The sequence below is a fragment of the Saccharothrix variisporea genome, from assembly GCF_003634995.1.
GTDB lineage: Bacteria > Actinomycetota > Actinomycetes > Mycobacteriales > Pseudonocardiaceae > Actinosynnema > Actinosynnema variisporeum.
The window spans coordinates 4,623,814-4,641,419 of record NZ_RBXR01000001.1; the positions used below are offsets into that span (position 1 = coordinate 4,623,814).

11 protein-coding genes are annotated in these 17,606 nt (G+C 74.5%); 7 read left to right on the top strand and 4 right to left on the bottom strand.

What is annotated here, in order from left to right; translation table 11 throughout:
- Nucleotides 1–4 precede the first annotated feature (4 nt).
- The 7 genes from DFJ66_RS20585 to DFJ66_RS20615 all read left to right on the top strand — a co-directional run bounded on the left by DFJ66_RS20585 (nt 5) and on the right by DFJ66_RS20615 (nt 11,580).
- Complete coding sequence (locus DFJ66_RS20585; RefSeq protein ID WP_211351242.1) at nt 5–652, top strand: 4Fe-4S single cluster domain-containing protein; 648 nt, start codon at nt 5–7, stop codon at nt 650–652.
- 125 nt (nt 653–777) lie between these two features.
- Nucleotides 778–1,629 (top strand): hypothetical protein, encoded by an 852-nt coding sequence (locus tag DFJ66_RS20590; RefSeq protein ID WP_147459320.1) that lies wholly within the window; start codon nt 778–780, stop codon nt 1,627–1,629.
- Between the two features lie 46 nt (nt 1,630–1,675).
- A complete protein-coding gene (locus DFJ66_RS20595; protein ID WP_121223313.1) occupies nt 1,676–4,411 on the top strand; it encodes a CHAT domain-containing protein in 2,736 nt (911 codons plus the stop codon).
- A gap of 19 nt (nt 4,412–4,430) precedes the next feature.
- Nucleotides 4,431–5,882 (top strand): hypothetical protein, encoded by a 1,452-nt coding sequence (locus tag DFJ66_RS20600; protein ID WP_121223314.1) that lies wholly within the window; start codon nt 4,431–4,433, stop codon nt 5,880–5,882.
- Between the two features lie 25 nt (nt 5,883–5,907).
- Complete coding sequence (locus DFJ66_RS20605; protein WP_147459321.1) at nt 5,908–8,931, top strand: helix-turn-helix transcriptional regulator; 3,024 nt, start codon at nt 5,908–5,910, stop codon at nt 8,929–8,931.
- Between the two features lie 19 nt (nt 8,932–8,950).
- Nucleotides 8,951–11,362, top strand: a complete 2,412-nt coding sequence (locus DFJ66_RS43570; RefSeq protein ID WP_121223316.1) for a caspase family protein — start codon at nt 8,951–8,953, stop codon at nt 11,360–11,362.
- Complete coding sequence (locus DFJ66_RS20615) at nt 11,359–11,580, top strand: hypothetical protein (RefSeq protein WP_147459322.1); 222 nt, start codon at nt 11,359–11,361, stop codon at nt 11,578–11,580. Before DFJ66_RS43570 ends, DFJ66_RS20615 begins: the two co-directional genes overlap by 4 nt.
- Nucleotides 11,581–11,899: 319 nt before the next feature.
- Here the strand turns inward: DFJ66_RS20615 and DFJ66_RS20620 are convergent, their stop codons facing one another.
- From DFJ66_RS20620 to DFJ66_RS20635, 4 genes are all read right to left on the bottom strand, one after another.
- On the bottom strand, nt 11,900–13,051 hold the full coding sequence (locus DFJ66_RS20620; protein ID WP_121223318.1) for an FAD-dependent monooxygenase: 1,152 nt from the start codon (nt 13,049–13,051) through the stop codon (nt 11,900–11,902).
- A gap of 31 nt (nt 13,052–13,082) precedes the next feature.
- Nucleotides 13,083–15,992, bottom strand: a complete 2,910-nt coding sequence (locus DFJ66_RS20625; RefSeq protein WP_121223319.1) for an ATP-binding protein — start codon at nt 15,990–15,992, stop codon at nt 13,083–13,085.
- 19 nt (nt 15,993–16,011) lie between these two features.
- A complete protein-coding gene (locus tag DFJ66_RS44405) occupies nt 16,012–16,479 on the bottom strand; it encodes an excalibur calcium-binding domain-containing protein (RefSeq protein ID WP_246029835.1) in 468 nt (155 codons plus the stop codon).
- A gap of 184 nt (nt 16,480–16,663) precedes the next feature.
- Complete coding sequence (locus DFJ66_RS20635) at nt 16,664–17,539, bottom strand: dioxygenase family protein (RefSeq protein ID WP_121223320.1); 876 nt, start codon at nt 17,537–17,539, stop codon at nt 16,664–16,666.
- Nucleotides 17,540–17,606: the final 67 nt, after the last annotated feature.

The window sequence follows — 17,606 nt, forward strand, 5'->3', positions numbered from 1 at the left end:
GCGGGTGAGCCGGACGCATTTCCCCGTCACCGCGCTCGGTCCGGGCACCCGGCTGGGCGTGTGGGTGCAGGGGTGTTCGTTGGCGTGCAAGGGGTGCATGTCCCAGGACACGTGGGACCCGGACGGCGGCGTGGCGGTCGAGGTCGGGGACCTGGTGGCGTTGTGGCGGGAGGCGGTGGCGCGGGGCGCGGAGGGGCTGACCGTCAGCGGCGGCGAACCCCTCCAGCAGGCGGGAGCGCTGCGCGAGTTCCTCGCCGCCGTGCACGCCGAACGGGACGACCAGGACGTCCTCGTCTACACCGGTTACGACGAACCCGAATTCGACGACAACCGCAGGAATGCGGTCGAATTCGCCGACGTGCTGGTCACCGGGCGTTTCGACATCCGCCGGCCGACGGCGTTGATCTGGCGCGGATCGGCGAACCAGCGGATGGTCGTGCGGACCGAGCTCGGCCGGCGCAAGTACGCCCGGTTCCTCGACCACGAACCCGAGCGGGCACCCCTCCAGGTACGGGCCGACGAGAGCGGGATCTGGCTCATCGGCACGCCTCGCCAGGGCGGACTGGCCGGGCTGGAACGCGGGTTGAGGGCGAGCGGGCTACCGGTCGAGAGCGCGAGCTGGCGGTTGAGACCACCGGGCCAGAGCGGTTGAGAAGACAGTTGAAAGGCCATTTCATCTAGTTACTTCTCATGATTTCCTGAACGGTTCATGGATGTGCTCCCAAAGCGCTCCTAGCTTCGTGTGCATCGAATTCCGATGTGCACGGGGAGAGCACCATGGACGTTCGGGAATTGGCTCGGCGGGGCGAGTTGGCGGACTACGCGGCCACCGCGACCGGGGAAGAGCGGCGGCGGTTGCGGGCCGAGACGTACGCGCTCGTGCAGCCCGTCGTGTTCCACCAGCTGACCCGCCGGCTCGAGCTCAACCGGGGCCACCGGGCGTGCGCGGTCGGGGTGTCCCGGCTGGACGACCCCTGCCTGGACCGGTTCCACGACGACATGGACGCGGTGCTGGACGACGTCTTCCGCAACGCCCGCCTGCCCGTCCACAACCTGGAGGGCTGGGTCAGCCGCCGGCTCACCCTCGCCACCGTCAACGGCTACCGCCGCCGGCGCGGCGAGCGCGGGGCGTTGCAGCGCCCCAGGGTGCCGCGGTGGCTGGCCGGCCGGCTCGGCGACGACCCGGTGCTGACCGCGCTCGCCGTGGACGTGCTGGAGTTCGTCGGCAACGACGCCGGCGCCGGTCCCCGGGTGTGGCCGACGCAGCGGTGGGCGGAGCGCCGGGAGGGCGTCGACCCCGAGGTCGCGCACCGGGCCGTGCTGCGCGACCTGGACACCGTGCTCACCGCCATGCGCGCCAAGCCGGCCTGGTACCAGGCGTACGTGGAGCGCCCGCTGGGCCGCAAACCGCACGCGGCGGTCCCGCTGGGCCCCGACGACGTCGTCGTGCCGGCGGACGACGGGCTGCTGGTGGAGCTGGCGGGGCTGGCCGTGGACACCATCGAGGACCGGGTGGCGCGCGGCGAGAACCCGCGGCACGCCGTGGCGGACGTGGTGACGGCCGTGTTCGGTCCCGTCGCGGTGTCCGCCGTCGACCGGGTTCTGGCGGTGCTGGGAACGCACGGCTGAGCCGTCCGTCAGAGGAGTGCAGGGACGGCGTGCACGAGGAGGGCTGATGGGGATCGAGGACGTCCTCGCGCGGTGCCGGGCGACGGTCGACCGGGTGGCCGGCGGCGGTGCGGGCGGGCTGAGCGGGACGAGCGGTGTGGGCGGTGCCGAGCTGTCCTCGTTCGTCGTCGACCTGACGGGCCTGCCGGCCGACCACCCGGAGCGCAGCCGGCTCGCGGTCACCATGGTCATGGCGCTGACCAAGGGCGGCGGCTTCGCGCCGGTCGAGGTGGCCGGCCACCTGGACGACCTGCTCGGGCTGGTGGACCACGTGCCCGCCACGCTCGCCGTCTGGCCACAGGTGCGCGCCTCGGCCCGGGCGCAGAGCCTGATGCACGCCGCCGCCAACGACCTCCCGATCGACCTCGCCGCCGCGGAGCGGGAGCTGGTCGAACTGGAGGAGCGCATGTGGGACGTGCCCGCGGTCAAGCTCGTGGTCGAGGGCGCCAAGCGGGTCGTCGTGATGATCGCCGCCGGGCGGGTGGGTGACGAGCGGGCGATGGGCAAGGCGTTCGACGCCCTCCACCCGTGGCTCGACCGGATGGGCGACGACCCGAACGCGACCACCATGCGCTCCCTCGGCGACACGGCCCAGCGGGCCATGGCGGCGCAGCGGGCCGGCGACCTGGACGAGGCGATCCGGCTGATCGGCGAGATGAAGGCGGCCGCCGCCAACCTGCCCGCCGAGGTGCGGCAGGTGTTCGCGGGGGCGTTCGACGACTTCGACGCGTTCTCGACCGCGACGCGGGGCGGCGCGCCGGAGGGCGGCGGCCCGGTGGAGGACGCGGAGCGGGCCGTGCGGTCGCTGGACGACCAGGGCGCCCCGGTCCAGGAACGGGTGAAGGCCCGGCTGATCTTGTTCGCCGCCTTGACGCGCGGCGGCGAGGAGACCGACCTGACCCGCATCGACGCCGCGGTGGACCACCTGCGCACGGCGCTGGGCCTGGGTCCGGACCGGTCGCAGCTGGAGTTCGTGCTGACCGGGCTGGCCGTGGCGCTGTTCCGGCGGTCCGAGATCTCCGGCTCGACCGAGGGGCTGGACGAGGCCGAGCAGCACCTCGTGCGGGCGCTGGACCTGATGGGCGGCCCGCAGCACCCGCAGTGGGCGCTGGCCAGTGGGCTGCTGTCGAACATCCGGCAGCGGCTGGGCGACCTGGCGGGCGCGGGCGAGTTCGGGCGGGCGGCGCAGCGCAGCTACGCGTGGCGGGCGCTGCTGGAGCCCGACCCGGCCGAGGCCCGGGTCGCGATCCGGGACGCCGTGCGCGACGCGACCGAGCTGGCCCGGACGTGCCTGCGGGCCAACAACATCGCCGACGCGCTGCGGGCGCTGGACACCTGCCGCGGGCTGATGCTGTTCGCGGAGGTGGAGCTGCGGGACGTGCCGGCGAAGCTGGTGGCGGCGGGCCGGGCGGACCTGGCGGGCCGGTGGGTGCGGGAGGGCCGCGACTCGGAGGGCCTGCGGCGGGAGGTGGTGGCCGCGCTGGTGGACGCCGGGGCCACGCGCAACCTGCTCGACCCGCCCGACCTCGCCGAGGTCCGCCGCGCGCTGGCCGACGCCGACGCGGACGCCCTGGTCTACCTGCTGCCCGGGGACGGCGTGACGCCCGGTGCGGCCGTGATCGCGCCCCGCACGGGCAACCCGGCGTACATGGTGCTGCCGCACCTCGTGGTCGAGGGTGACGCGGACGTCGAGCGCTACCTGGAGGCGCTGGCCCACCGCTCCCGCGAGGCCGAGGGCGCCACCCGCGAGATCGCGCCGGACGGCGGCGGGTCGTTCGGCGACAGCGTCGCGGCGCTGTGCGACTGGGCGTGGCGGGCGGCGATGGGACCGCTGCTGGAGCGGTACTTCGCGCGGACCGCCGCCGGGCGGGTGCCGCGGGTCGTGCTCGTGCCGATGGGTGACCTGGCCCGGGTCCCGTGGCAGGCCGCGCGGCGCGCGGACGGCACCTACGCGGTGCAGCTCGCCGCGTTCTCGCAGGCCGTGTCGGCCCGGCTGTTCTGCGACAACGCCGCCCGGCGGCCGGTGTCGCCCGGCTCGACGGGACTGGTCGTGGGCGACCCGGACACCGCGGGCGCGGCCGTCCCGCTGGACGCGGCACGGGTGGAGGCGCACGCCATCCGGCAGTCCTTCTACCGCAGCGCGCGGTACGTCGGCCGCCGCCCGGACGGCTCGACCAGCCCGTCCGGCCGGGGCACCGCCGCCGAGGTCCGCGAGTGGCTCGCCGACACCGCGCCGCAGGCGGGCACCACCCTGCACCTGGCCTGCCACGGCTCCTACACCGCCAAGGACGGCAAGGTGAAGGCCGCGCTGCTGCTCGCGCCCGACGACGACGAGCCCGGCGAGCTGGACACCGACGAGATCGTGCGGGTCCTGCGGGCCGTGCCGGAGCGCCGGATCGGGCTGGTGGTCATGGCCGCCTGCCACACGGGCCGGTCCGTCCACGGCTACGACGAGGCCTACAGCCTGGGCACGGCGTTCCTCGCGGGCGGGGTGCGGACCGTGCTGTCGACGAACTGGGCCATCCCCGACCAGTCGACCTCGGCGCTGATGTACCTGTTCCACCACCACCTCCGGGTGGACGGCATGCCGCCGTGGCAGGCGTTGCGCGCGGCGCAGATGTGGATGCTCGACCCGGACCGGGTGCCGCCGCCGGGGATGCCCGAGCGGCTGCGGTCGGTGACCGCGGACCACGACCACGCGCACGTGGTGGCGTGGGCCGGTTTCGTGCACGGTGGCCAGTGAAGACCCGGAGGGAGCCCGGATGTCCTCGGTAGACGACGCCATCGCTCGGCTGCGCGCCGAAGCCGACGACCTGACCGGCGCCGCGCGCGTCGCGCCGCTGAGCCGGCTCGGCCAGGCGCTGCTGCAGCGGTTCCAGCAGAACGGCCTGAGCGCGCCGACCGCCCTGACCGACCTCAACGGCGCGGTGGAGGCGTTCGAGGAGGTGCTGGGGCACGTCGGCGAGCGCGACCCGCTGCGGGTCAACGTGCTGCTGCTGCTCGGTTTCGCGCTCAGCGCCCGGAACAACTACCTCACCGACGGCAAGGACATGGAGGCGTCGATCGGGCACCTGTCCGCGGCGCTGGAGCACGACGGCGTCCCGCCCGCGGCGGCGGCCGGCGCGCGGATGATGCTGGGCCAGCAGTACCTGGGGCGGGCCATGTCGCGGGTCGCGCTGGGGCAGTCGATGATGAGCATGCTGACCGCGGCGGCCAACCAGACCGAGATCCCCGACGTCGACCGCGCCGCCGCGTGCTTCCGGGCCGTGGTGGACGGGCCGCAGGTCAGCGACGACATGCGCGAGATGGCGCAGATGTCGCTGGAGATGACCGAGGCCGCGCGCGCGATGTTGGGCGGTTCGCCCGGTGGGTACGACCTGCAGAACCTGATGGGCGCGATGGCGAAGCTGCAGGAGATGCAGCAGAAGTTCGGTGCGGCGGCCAAGCCGGGGTACGGGGCGTTCAAGCCGCAGGACGTGTTCAGCTTCTCCGACGTGGGCAAGTGGGTGAACATGAACCCGCTGGACCACCCGGTCGCGGTGGTGGAGGGCGCGGTCGAGGAGCCTGCCGTCGAGGAGGCCGCCGCGGTCGAGGAGGTGGCCCGCGCGCGGCCGGTCGAGCCGGAACCCGAGCCCGAGCCCGTGGACGTGCGGGGCCTGCTGCGCAAGCGGTTGGGGTTGGCCGAACCGGTGTGGGCGTCCGCCGCCCGACTGCTGTCCGAAGTGGACGGTCCGGCGGTGGCGGTCGTGGACGACGCGGTCGCCCTGGCCGGCACGGTGGTCGACGAGGACGAGGACGCCGACGTGGTGGACTGGTTCCTGGTGGCCGTCACGCTGCACCTGCGCCACCGGCTCGACCCCGGCGGCGACGACCGGCGGGCCGGCGCGGAGGCCCTGCTCACCGCCGCCCGCAAGGCGTCCCCGGACCACCCGGCGCTGCCGGTGGTGCTGCGGTCGCTGGGCGCGTTCCTGGACGCCGACGAGCCGTGGGGCGGGGTGCTCGACGGGGTCGCGGCGGGGTTCGCCGGGCGGTTCGACGCGGTGCTGGCGGGCGGGGTGGTGACCGACCCGGAGGAGTGGGCGGACCTGCACGCGCTGCGGTGCGTGTGCCGGGCGGTGTGGGCGCTCGCCGAGGCGGGGCAGGCCGTGGACCGGCTGTCCCCCGGCTACCCGTGGCCCGGTCCGCTGAAGGCCGCCGTGCGCGCCAGGGCGTGAGCCGGTGTTCCTCGGGGGTGAGCCGGTGTTCATCGGGCGTGACGCCGAGATGGCGGTGCTGACCGGGCTGCTCGCGCGGGTCGCGGAACACCGGCCGGCGACGGTCGTGCTGGACGGCGAGGCCGGCGTGGGCAAGACGCGCCTGGTGGCGGAGTTCTCGGCGGCGGCGCGGGCGGCGGGCGCGGTCGTGCTGGCGGGCGGGTGCCTGGAACTGGCCGGCGGCGCGATCCCGTACGGGCCGCTGATCGAGGCGTTGCGCCGGTTCGCGCGGGAGCACGGCGAGGAGGAGGCGCGGCGGTTCGCGGGCCCGGCGTGGGCGGAGTTGTCGGGGCTCATCGCGGACTTCACCGGTGCGCCCGCCGCGCCCGCGCTCGGCGCGCAGACCCGCGTGTTCGGCGCGGTGTCGCGGTTGCTGGACCACATCGGCGAGCAGCAGCCGCTGGTGCTGGTGTTCGAGGACGTGCACTGGGCCGACACCGCGACCCTCGACCTCATCGCCTACCTGGCGCTGACCGGGACCGACCAGCGGCTGATGCTGCTGTGCAGCTACCGGTCCGGGCTGCGGCTGGGCCACCCGCTGCGCGCCCGCCTGGCCGAACCCGAGTTCACCCGCCGCACGCACCGGATCAGCCTGTCCCCCTTCACCGCCCGCGAGCTGCGCGCCTTCGTCGCGGCCCTGACCGGCGCGGACGTCAGCCCCGAGCGGGCCGACCGGTACTTCGCGCTGTCCGAGGGCAACCCGTACTTCACCGAGCAGCTCGTGGCCGCGGGGACCGGCGTGCCGGAGTCGATCTCCGACCTGATGCACGGCCGGCTGGCGCAGCTCGGCCCGGACGCGGCGCGGGTCGTGCGGGTGGCGGCGGTGGCCGGGCGGCGCGTCGGTGACGCCCTGCTGGCCCGGGTCGTCGGCCTGGACGAGACCGCGCTGGACGCCGCGCTCACCGAGTGCCTGGCGCACCGGGTGCTGGTCGAGGACCGGGTGGAGGAGTCCTACAGCTTCCAGCACGCCCTGCTGCGCGAGACCGCGTACGAGGCGGTCCGCCCGCGCGAACGGCGGCGGCTGCACGGGGCGCTGGCGGAGGCGCTGGCCGAGGAGGTGCGCGGCAACCCGCACGTGCTGCCCGAGCTGGCCTACCACTGGTTCGCGGCGGACCGGGTGCCCGAGGCGTTGCGCGCGGCGATCGGGGCGGGCGACCTGGCGGTGCGGGTGCGGGCGTTCCAGGAGGCGGAGGTCCAGTACCGGCGGGCGCTGGAGCTGTGGTCGCGACTGCCCGGGGGCGACCGGGACGAGCGGGTGCGGGTCCTGACGGCGGCGGCCGACGCGGCGCGCTGGGCCGGGCACCTGCGGCAGGCGGTGGCGTGGGCGGAGGAGGCCGTGGCCTGCGCCGGAGCGGCCGAGCCAGGCACCGCACAAGCCGGGCCAGGCACCGCACAAGCCGGGCCAGGCATCGCACAAGCCGGGCCAGGCATCGCACAAGCCGGGCCAGGCACCGCACAAGCCGAGCCGAGCGCCCCGCAAGCCGTGGCGGGCGCTGCGGAGGCGTGGCCGCCGGCCCCCGGTCACCATTCTCCCACGGGGGTACGACAGTTCGCCGGTGCCGCGTTGCTGGGCGAGTTGTACGAGCGGCTGGGCAGTTACCGGTGGGAGGCCGGGTTCGACGACGACGCCGTGGCCGCCTACCGCGCCGCCCGCCGGCTGCTGGAGGGCGCCCCGCCCAGTGCGGCCGGGTCGCGGGCGAGCGCCGCGCTGTCCACTGTGGACATCAAATGCGGCGACTACACCGCGGCGCTGGTGCTGGCCCGCGCCGCCGAGGACGAGGCGCGGGCGGCGGGTGCGACGGCCGAGGTGGGGCGGGCGAAGAACAGTTCCGGGCTGGCCCTGGCCCTGCTGGGCAAGCACGCCGAGGGCATCGCGGACCTGCGGGAGGCGTTGCGCATCGCCACCGCGGCCGACCACCTGGAGGACATGCTGCGCGCCTACGGCAACCTCGGCGTGTGCCTGGAACGCGCGGGGCGGGTGGCCGAGGCGGTCGAGGTCTTCCAGCAGGGGCTGGAGAAGAGCCGCGAGCTGGGCCTGCTGGGGGCGCGGCAGGCCGGGCTGCTGGCCAACAACGCGTGCGCCACGCTGTTCCTGCTGGGCCGGTGGGCCGAGGCGGACGTCCTGATCACCGAGGTGCTGCGGTACTACCCGGCGCGCGAGACCACGTTCCAGCGGCTCACCAAGGCCGAGATCGACCTGGCCACCGGCCGGTTCGACGACGCCGAGCAGCTGCTGGAGAGCGTCCGCACCCAGCCCAACGCGCAGCCCCGGTTCCTCAGCCCGCTCTACCGGTGCCTGGCCGAGCTGTCCGCCCACCGCGGCGACCCGCGGGCCGCGCTGGACACCGTGCGGCACGGCGTGAAGGCCATCGCGGCCGCCGAGGACCACTTGCTGGTGCTGCAACTGTGCGCGTTCGGCCTGCGGGTCGCCGCCGACGCGGGAACGCCCGCGGCGGACCTGGTCGAGTGGGCGCGCACGGCCGGCCGTGGCGCGGACGACGCCGAGTCCGCCGTCCTGGCCGCGCAGAGCGACGCCGAGCACCACCGGGCCGCCGGCCGCGACACGGCCGCCGAGTGGGCCGCGGTGGCTCGGGCGTGGCGTGAGCTGGACCGGCCCTACCCGCTGGCGTACGCGTTGTCCCGCTTGGCTTCCGCCGCCGCGCGGGACGGCGACCGGGCGGGCGCGTCGGCCGCCGCGGCGGAGGCGGCGGGCATCGCCGAACGCCTCGGGGCCGCGCCGCTGCTGGACGCGGTCACCCGCGTGGCCCGAGCCCACCGCCTGTCCCGCCGGGCCGAGCCGAAGGACGGGCTGCCGTTCCACCTCACCGCCCGCGAGCTGGAAGTGCTGCGCGAACTGGCCGGCGGCCTGACCAACCGGCAGATCGGGACCCGGCTGTCGATCACCAAGGAGACCGTCGGCACCCACCTGTCCAACGCCTACCGCAAGCTCGGCGTGGACAACAAGGTCTCCGCTCTGGCCAAGGCGCGCGACGCCGGCCTGCTCCGCTAGCTCAACCCGGGAGGACCCCATGTCCCGCAAGGCCCTGCTCATCGGCGCGCAGACCGGTGGCCTCACCGGCGTCGCCAACGACGTCGCCGCGATGGCGGACACCTTGGCGCGCTGGGGTTTCGACAGCACCCGGTGCGAAGACGAGAACGCGAGCCGCGCGGGCATCCTCGACGCCTACGAGCGGCTCATCGGCCAGGCCCGCCCGGACGACGCCGTGGTCGTCTACTACAGCGGCCACGGCGCGTACTCGCCCGACCCGGAACGCGGCCTGGGCACGCCCGGCCACCGGGTGCTCCAGCTCATCGAGCCGACCGACTTCACCGAGTCGACCGAGGAGGACTTCCGCGGCATCACCGCGTTGGAGCTGTCCGTGCTGCTGGCCCGGCTGACCGAGCGGACCCGCAACGTCACCGCGGTGCTGGACTGCTGCCACTCCGCGCACATGTCCCGCGACCGCGACCCGGTCGTCAAGAGCCGGTCGCGGCCGGTGCCGGAGCGGCTGATCCGGGCGCACCTGGACACCCTGAGGCGGGAGGGCCTGCCGGTGGACCTCCCCGCGACCGGCAACCCGCACGCGGTGCGGATCGTGGCGTGCGGACCGGAGCAACTGGCCGGCGAGGCGGCCAACGCGGACGGCGTGCGCATGGGCTACCTGACCGACGCGCTCACCCGGTCGCTGACCGAGCTGCGGGACAGCGGCCTGGCGGTGTCGTGGGCGACCGTCGTGGACCGGGTGCGGCAGCGGGTGCTGACCGCATGGCCGGCCCAACGGCCCGAGGTGGAGGGACCGGCGCGGCGGGTCGTGTTCGACACGGTCGAGACCGACCCGGTGGCCACGTTCCCGGTCAGCCCGGTGCGGGACAAGGTGCGCATCGCGGGCGCGCCGCTGCTCGGGGTGCGGCCGGGCGACGAGTTCGTGGTGATGCCCGACGACTCGCCGGAGGCCGACGACCGCCGCAAGCTCGGTGACGTCGTGGTCGCCCGGGTCGACGCCCAGGCCGCGTACGGGGTGCTCTCTACCGGGGCGCCGGTGCCGCTGGGCGCGCGAGCGCACCTGGTGCGGGCCGCGCTGCCCGCGCTGCCGGTGCGGATCACCGGGGACGACCCGCGGCTGGCGGCCGTGGCGCGGCTGGTCGAGCCGGTGCCGGTGGTGGAGGTGGTCCCGGACGCGGAGGTGCGGGTCGAGGCGGAACCGGGCGGGCTGGTCGTCCACGACACCATCGGCCCGCTGCACGCGCCGCAACCCCCGGACGCCGTGGTCGCCAACCTCAAGCGGGTGGCACAGGCGCGGGCACTGCGGCGGCTGACCGAGGACCCGTGGCTGGCGCTGGAGACGCCCGTGTCCATCGCGTTCGCGCGGGTGGACGACGGGGTCGCCGTGCCGCTGCCCCGGTCCGGGGCCGTCGTGCACTCGGGGCAGGCGATCTGCGTCGAGGTGCGCAACGAGGGGGCGTCCACGGTGTACGTGTCGCTGCTGGACATCGGCGTGTCCCACCAGATCTCCGTGCTCAACCCGTCCGCGCCCAGCGGCGTGCGCCTGGACCCCGGCCGGTCGTACACCTTCGGCGGCCACGACCACACCGGTCGGCTGGCCGGCCTGGCGGTGAGCTGGCCGACGTCCGTGCCGGCGGGCGAGCCCCGGCCGGAGACCATCGTGGTGCTGGTGAGCGCCGAACCGACCGACACGCGGGTGCTGGAGCAGTCGGGGGTGCGCAGCGGCGGCTGGTCGCGCCTGGAGCGCTACCTGCGCCAACTCGGCACCGCGGGCGTCCGCGAAACCGCCCCCGAGGCCGCCCGTCCCGTCCGGTTCGCCGTGCACACCGTGGACTTCGACCTGGTGCCCACTCCCGCACCCCCGCCGGAGACGTCCGTCTTCCAGGTGGACGACCGCCCCACCACACCGACGTGGACCCGCTCGGGTCGCACCCGGGAGGTGGCCGTGCACCTGTCGGACCTGGTGGTGCACCACAACCGCCGTTCCCGCTGGTCGGACGTCCGCTTGGACGCCCTGGTCGTGACGGACGGGACCTGCCACGTCCACACGGAGTTCTTCCACGACATCAAGGACGGCGAACGCCTCCCGTCCCCCACCAACCCGATCTTCCAGGGCACGGCCCGAGCCTCCCTGGAGGTCGCCGTCTGGATGTCCCCGGCAGGCCCTCTCGACCTGGCGAGCCACCTGCACTCCGCGAACCCGGCAGACGCCGCGAACCCGGTAGACACAGCACATCAGGCGTTGACGGAGGCACTCGGCGCCACCATCGGCCTGTACCGCACGACCCTGACCGCCGCCGAACACTTCGGCCTGGGCCGGACCGTGGGAGACGGCGCGGTGCGGGCACAGGACTTCTCGTTCCGCTGCACGGTGACCGAGCCGTCCGTCAGGGTGGGGGTAGTGGGAGTCGAGCACCGAGAGGGGACAGCGGGATGAAGCGAGTGATCATCGGCGACCAGTCGTGGGGCCTGTCCGACGCCGACGCGGCCAGGGTCGTGTCGGACATCGAACAGGCCATGACCGACGGCACCGTCGTCCGCCTGCCGCTGCTGGCCGAGGGCAGGCCGGTGACCGTCTTCTTCAACGGCAAACTGGCCCTGACCGCCGTCGTGGACGACGACTCCGGCACCCGCCCCACCGAGATCTCCGGCTGACCTTTTCAAGATCTTCGGGAAGCGCTTCGCTCTCAAGCCGAACGCGCTGGCGCGCTCTCAAGATGAAGAGCGGCGCTCGCCGCGCGGCAGGCCCCCGGGGTGGGAAGGGCGTCGGTTTCTTTCCCCGTCCGGCCTGCCGGAGGCAACCACCCTTGGCCTGTTTCCGCAACCGGAAAAGCTGGTTGCGGAAACAGGCCAAGCGCGGTTGGGCTGCGCCCAGGCCGGACGGGGAAAGAAACCGAGGCCCTTCCCGTGGGCTCTGCAGCACGGGCTCGCGCCTTCGGCGCAAAGGCGAGCGCCCTACGGGCGTCTTCGGGGGTCAGGCGGGGGTGGGGGTGAAGGTGTAGTCGGGGAGGTCGATGCTGGTGGCGAACCAGTCCGTCGACTTCAGCATCAGCTTGAGCATCAGGGGCGACCGGAACATCCAGTTGCGCATCGCCATCCGTGCCCGGGTCGGTGGTGCCAGGAACGGTCCCGCGTTGGCCTTTGCCGCGACCTTTGTGTAGCCGCGGAACAGGGACTCGTACCGGGTGAACGCCGTCCGGTGGTCGTCGCCGGCCGCGAGCAGCTCGCCGGCCAGCACGTACGCGCCGACCACGGCGAAGCCGCTGCCGAACCCGCCGAGCGTGTTGCCGTACGCGGAGTCACCCAGCAGCACCACCCGCCCGCGCGAGTACGTCGGCACGTGGACGCGGCTGATCGTGTCCAGGTACAGGTTCTCCGTGTGCGGCAGGCGGTCCAGCAGTTCGGGGATGCGCCAGCCGCCGCCTCGGTACGCCCTGGCGACGATCTGCTTGTGCTGCTCGACGTCGTACCGGTCGTACTCCAACTCCGGTGACGCGAACACGAGGAACGCGGGCGACTTCGGGCCGCCGATGGCCACCATCCGGCCGGGCTCGTTGTACATCACCGGGTCGCTGTCGAGCTCGATGTCGGCCAGGGCGTAGTAGTGGCCCAGGAACTCCACGAAGTCCTTCTCCGGGCCGAATGCGAGCCGCCGCACGGTGGAGTGGATGCCGTCCGCGCCGACGACCAGGTCGAACGTGCGCGGTGGGGTGTGGTGGAAGGTGGTGTGGACGCCGTCGTCGGTTTGGGTGAGCGAGGTGATGGTGTCGCCGAAGATGTACTCGGCGCGGTCGGCGGTGTGGTCGTGCAGCAGGGTGGCGAGGTCGCCGCGGTGGATTTCGACGGTGCCGCCGGTGAACTCGCCGGGGATCGTCCCCAGGGTGCGGCCTTCGGCGTCGATGATGGTCTGGTCGGTGCCGCCGGTCTGGAGGCGGCGGATGTCGTCGAGGACGCCCATGCGCTCCAGGACCTTCAGGTGCGCCTCGCCCTTGAAGTCGACGGCCTGGCCGCCGGGGCGTGGGGCGGGGGCGCGTTCCACGACGGTGACGGTGCAGCCGGCGGCGGCGAGCCAGTGGGCGAGGGCCGGACCCGCGATGCCGGCGCCGGAGATGAGCACGTTCTTCATGCCGACGACCTTGCTGGGCGGCGCTGACAGGTCACCGCCGGAACGCTGACAACTCCTCCTCCACCACTGCCAGCGCCTGCTCGCGGGACTGTCCGGCGCCCCGCGCGTACGCCTCGGCGAAGGCTTCGGGGCCGATCACGTCCCGCGCACGATCGACGACCCGGGACACGTCCGGGTCCCCCACCACGGCCGCACCCCGCAGCGCCACGGCCGTGCCCAGCAGGAACGCGGCCCGCTCGCCGTCGTCCACCGCCCCGGCGAGGCCTTCGAGCCCGTCGGCGACCCCGCCGGCCATGGGGTTGTCCAGCGCCTCCCGGTGCCGCGGCAACGCCTGCTCGGGCGGGGCGAGGCGCGCGGACTCCGTGGCGATCCCGGTCCGCAGCAGCACGGCGATCGGGTCGCCGGCGGCCAAGGCGGCCCGCACCCGGTCCACCAGGCGGCGCGCCTCCGGGAGGTCTCCGCGCAGTCGCGCCAGCTTCGCCAGGCCGAGGTCGACCGGAGGCGCGTCGGGTCGGGCGCTCAGCTCGGCCGCCCGCCGGTAGTCGGCCTCGGCCGCGGCCCACTCGCCTTGGCGCACCAGGCATTCGGCCCGCCGGCACAGGACGTCCACCAGCTCCAGCCGCGCGCCGAGCTCGGTCAGCAACGCCAACGCCCGCTCCCACAGCTCGTGCGCCCGCGTCCAGTCGCCGCGCCGGCCCGCCGCGAACGCCAGCCAGTCCAGCGCCTGCGCGGTGCCCCACCGCTCGCCCAACCGCCGGAACCGCGCCAGCACGTCCTCCAGGGACTTCTCGCCGGCCGCCGGGTGCCCGTCGACCAGCTCGATCAGCGCTTCCCCGAGCCGTTCCAGGGCGGCGTTCCACGGGTCGCCGTGCAGCAGCTGCACGGGCAGGCGCGGGCCGGGGCCGTGCGCCATCGCCCACACCGCCGCGCCGAACGGGTGCCGCAACGGCCGGTCCAGCGACCGCAGCACGTCGAGCGCCCGCGCCCGCTGCGCGTCGGACGCCCGCGACCCGGCGTGCACGACGCAGCTGACGTACTCCTCCTCGAACCCCTCGGGCACGTCGTCCAGCAGCGTCGCCGCGACCTCCGCGACCTCGTCGCGCCGCCCGCTCAGCCACCAGTACGCCGCCGCCCCGGTGATCAGGCGCAACGCGGTCGGCGGGTCGTGGCGGGCGGACCAGCGCAGTGCCGCCACCAGGTTGTCGTGCTCGGCCGACAGCACGGCCAGCCAGTCCAGCTGCTCGGCGCGCCGCAGGTGCGGGTCGGCGCGGTGGACCAGGTCGAGGAAGTACCGGGCGTGGGCCTGCCGCAGCGCCGCCTCCTCGCCGGCCGCGACCAGCTCTTCCCCGCAGTACAACAGGATCGTGTCGAGCATCCGGTACCGCCCGGCACGCACCCGCACCAGCGACCGGTCCACCAGGTCGGCCAGGGCGTCGTCCGACCCGCACACCGCCGCCACCGCGTCCTCGGTCGCACCACCGGCGAACACCGCGAACCGCCGCGCCAGCTGCTGCTCCTCCGGCCGCAGCAGGTGCCAGCTCCACGCCACGACCGCCCGCAGCGTCCGGTGCCGCTCGGCGGCGGTCCGGTCGCCCCGCGACAGCAGCCGGAAGTGGTCCTGCTCGCGCAGCCGCGCCACCAGCTCGGGCAGGTCGAACTGGCGCAGCCGCACCGCCGCCAGCTCGATCGCCAGCGGCAGCCCGTCCAGCAGGCGGCACAGCTCCGCCACCTCCGGCCCGGCGGTGAACCCGGGCCGGACGGCGGCGGCCCGTTCGGCGAACAACGCCACCGCCTGCGCGTCCGCCAGCGGCTCCAGCGGCACCAGCACCTCGCCGGTCAGCCCGAGCGGTTCGCGGCTGGTGGCCAGCACGGACAGCCGCGGGCACGCCGAGAGCAGCCGCCGGACCAGGTCGGCGACCGCGTCCAGCACCTGCTCGCAGTTGTCCAGCAGCAGCACGGTGTCCTGGTCGCGCAGCTCGGCCAGCAGCCGGTCCACCGGGTCGGCCCGCGCGAACCCCGGCTCCCGCACCCCGAGCGCACCGAGCACGGCGTGCGGCACCTGCACCCCGTCGACCAGGGCGGACAGGTCCACGAAGCACACGTCCCGCGCCCACCGCCCGGCCGCTTCGACCGCGAGCCGCGTCTTGCCGATCCCGCCGGGCCCGGTGATCGTGGCCAGCCGCACGGGTGCCGCGAGCCGGGTCAGTTCTTCGTCGCGCCCGATGATCCGGGTGAGCGCCGTGCCCAGTCCCCGCCGGGCCGGCTGTCCGGTGCGCAGCAGCGCCAGGTGGACGGCGGACAGTTCGTCGGACGGGTCCACGCCGAGCTCGTCGCGCAGCAACCGGCGGACCTCCTCGAACTGCGCCAACGCCTCGGCCGTGCGCCCGTCGTCGTGCAACGCCCGCATGAGCTGACCCCGGAGGCGTTCCCGGAACGGGTGCGCGGCGACCAGCTCCCGCAGCCGCCCGACCGACGTGCCCGTGGTCGCCAACTCGGCTTCCACCAGGTCTTCCACCGCCGACAGCCGGGTCTCCTCCAGCCGTGCGACCTGCGCTTCCGCCTCCGGCAGGTCCACGAGCGCGGGCCCGCGCCACAGCGCGAGCGCTTCCCGCAGCACGGTGGTGGCGGCGTCGTGCGCACCGGCCGCGACCAGCCGGCGGCCTTCCCGGGCCAGCCGGTCGAACCGGTGCGCGTCCACGTCGTCGGGGTCCACCGCGATCCGGTAGCCGCCGCCGGTGAACTCGATCAGCCCGTCCGGCAGCGCGCGCCGCACCCGCGACACCCTGGCCTGCACGGCGTTCAGGCCCCCGTCGAAGGTGACCACCCGCCCGGCGTCGAGCAGCAACGCGGTCAACAACGCCCGCGGCTTCGGCCCGCCGACCGCGACCACCTCACCGGTGTCCGTGCGCACTTCCAGTGGACCGAGGATGCCGAACCGCATGCGCCGATTCTGCCGGGCGTCACTCGCAGGCGATGCCGTCGCCGTCGCGGTCGAGGTCGTAGATGTCGTCGCCGATCACGTGGATGGGACCGCGCACGTACGCGGGACCGTTGCCGCTGCCGCCGGCACAGTCCACGTCGCTGGCGATGGGCACGCAGCCGTCGTAGTTCGGGTCGCACCGGGGCGCGGGCGGCGGCGGGGGCGGCGGGGGCTCTTCGGTGGTCTGGACGGGGGCGGGCGGCTGGACCACGGGAGGTGCCGGCGGGGGCGGGGGTGCGACGGTCGTCGTGGTCGTCGTCGTGGTGGTCGTGGACGGCGGCGTCGTGGTTGTCGTGGTCGTGGTGGTGGTGGTGGTCGTCGTCGTGGTGGTGCGCAGGTCTGCGGTGGCCGCCCGGGGAGTCGAGCCGCACGCCGCGCTGGTGAACAACAGGAGGGCGCCGAACACCCCCGCGACGACGCGGTACCGACCTAAGGCTCTTTCGACCATGACGACTCCTGACGCTCCAACCGATGTCTGCGCTGACCATCGGAGGGCTCGCGAAGTCGTTACAGGACAAGGTCAGCGGCCACCCGGTCAGTCCAGTGTGGATGGTCCTGGTGGTACACCGAAGGTCCCCGGGGTGTCCAGGGACCTTCGGCCCGTGCCTGTCCGCAATTCTCGGGAACGGCCCTCAGGCCGCGCGCCAGAGGGCGGGCGTGTTCGGCGGCTCCCAGCCGGGCTGGGCGGTGTGGGTCTGGAGGCACACGTAGCCCGCGCCGGCGTAGGTGACGCTCGTGCCGGTCGTGTAGGTGGTGCCGACCGTCCACGTGGTGCCGCCGGGCGGCTTGGTGGTGGTGGTCGTGGTCGGGCCGGTGGGTTGGGTGGTGGTTTGGGGCACGTTGAGCACGAAGTCGTACAAGCCCTCGCGGCCGGTGCCGACGTTGCGCACGGTCATCAGCAGGCGCGGGTCGAAGATGGTGTCGGTGTTGTTGCGGGGCTCGTTCGGGAAGTACAGCTGGGTGGTGAGGATCGGGCGGCCGGGCGCCTGCACCTTCACGTGGATGTGCCGCGTCCGCCCCGGGTACAGGCCCGGCACGATGGTCTGCAGCGTGAACTTGCCGTCCGCCCCGGTGAACTGGTGGCCGCGGAACTTGAAGCCGGTGTTGTCGTAGACGCCGTTGTTGTCGCACTGCCAGAAGTCCAGCAGGGCGTTGGCGATCGGCGCGCACGCCAGGCCGAAGACGTAGCCGCTGACGGTCAGGCGGGTGCCGACGGTGCCCGCGTCCACCAGGGACGTGCGCAGCGGCGAGTTCGGCTTGAAGTAGGGGCCCTCGGTCTGCGGCGGGGTCGGGTCGTCGCCGTCGTCGCACTCCGGGGTCAGCTCCAGCGTGCCGCCGGTGCTCGGGATGGTGCGGGCCAGCGCGGGCACGCCCATCAGCGCGGCGGGCACCGCGACGCCGGCGGCGATGGCCGCGCGCAGCACGGGTCGCCGGCTGATGTGGCGGGAGTCGTTCTCGTCCTGGAGGGCGCCCTCGACCGGGCGATCGCCGTCCATAGGCGTGTCCATGCCTGCTCCTCGTGGGGATGGCTCGGGAATTCATACCGAACCTATGGAGGCGCCGGTGCGCGGACGA

What these genes read in the sequence shown, in the direction of transcription:
- DFJ66_RS20590 (WP_147459320.1), top strand. Translation starts at nt 778, where the DNA reads ATGGACGTTCGGGAATTGGCTCGGCGGGGCGAGTTGGCGGACTACGCG.
- DFJ66_RS20595 (WP_121223313.1), top strand. Translation starts at nt 1,676, where the DNA reads ATGGGGATCGAGGACGTCCTCGCGCGGTGCCGGGCGACGGTCGACCGG.
- DFJ66_RS20600 (WP_121223314.1), top strand. Translation starts at nt 4,431, where the DNA reads ATGTCCTCGGTAGACGACGCCATCGCTCGGCTGCGCGCCGAAGCCGAC.
- DFJ66_RS43570 (WP_121223316.1), top strand. Translation starts at nt 8,951, where the DNA reads ATGTCCCGCAAGGCCCTGCTCATCGGCGCGCAGACCGGTGGCCTCACC.
- DFJ66_RS20615 (WP_147459322.1), top strand. Translation starts at nt 11,359, where the DNA reads ATGAAGCGAGTGATCATCGGCGACCAGTCGTGGGGCCTGTCCGACGCC.
- DFJ66_RS20620 (WP_121223318.1), bottom strand. Translation starts at nt 13,051, where the DNA reads ATGAAGAACGTGCTCATCTCCGGCGCCGGCATCGCGGGTCCGGCCCTC.
- DFJ66_RS20625 (WP_121223319.1), bottom strand. Translation starts at nt 15,992, where the DNA reads ATGCGGTTCGGCATCCTCGGTCCACTGGAAGTGCGCACGGACACCGGT.
- DFJ66_RS44405 (WP_246029835.1), bottom strand. Translation starts at nt 16,479, where the DNA reads ATGGTCGAAAGAGCCTTAGGTCGGTACCGCGTCGTCGCGGGGGTGTTC.
- DFJ66_RS20635 (WP_121223320.1), bottom strand. Translation starts at nt 17,539, where the DNA reads ATGGACACGCCTATGGACGGCGATCGCCCGGTCGAGGGCGCCCTCCAG.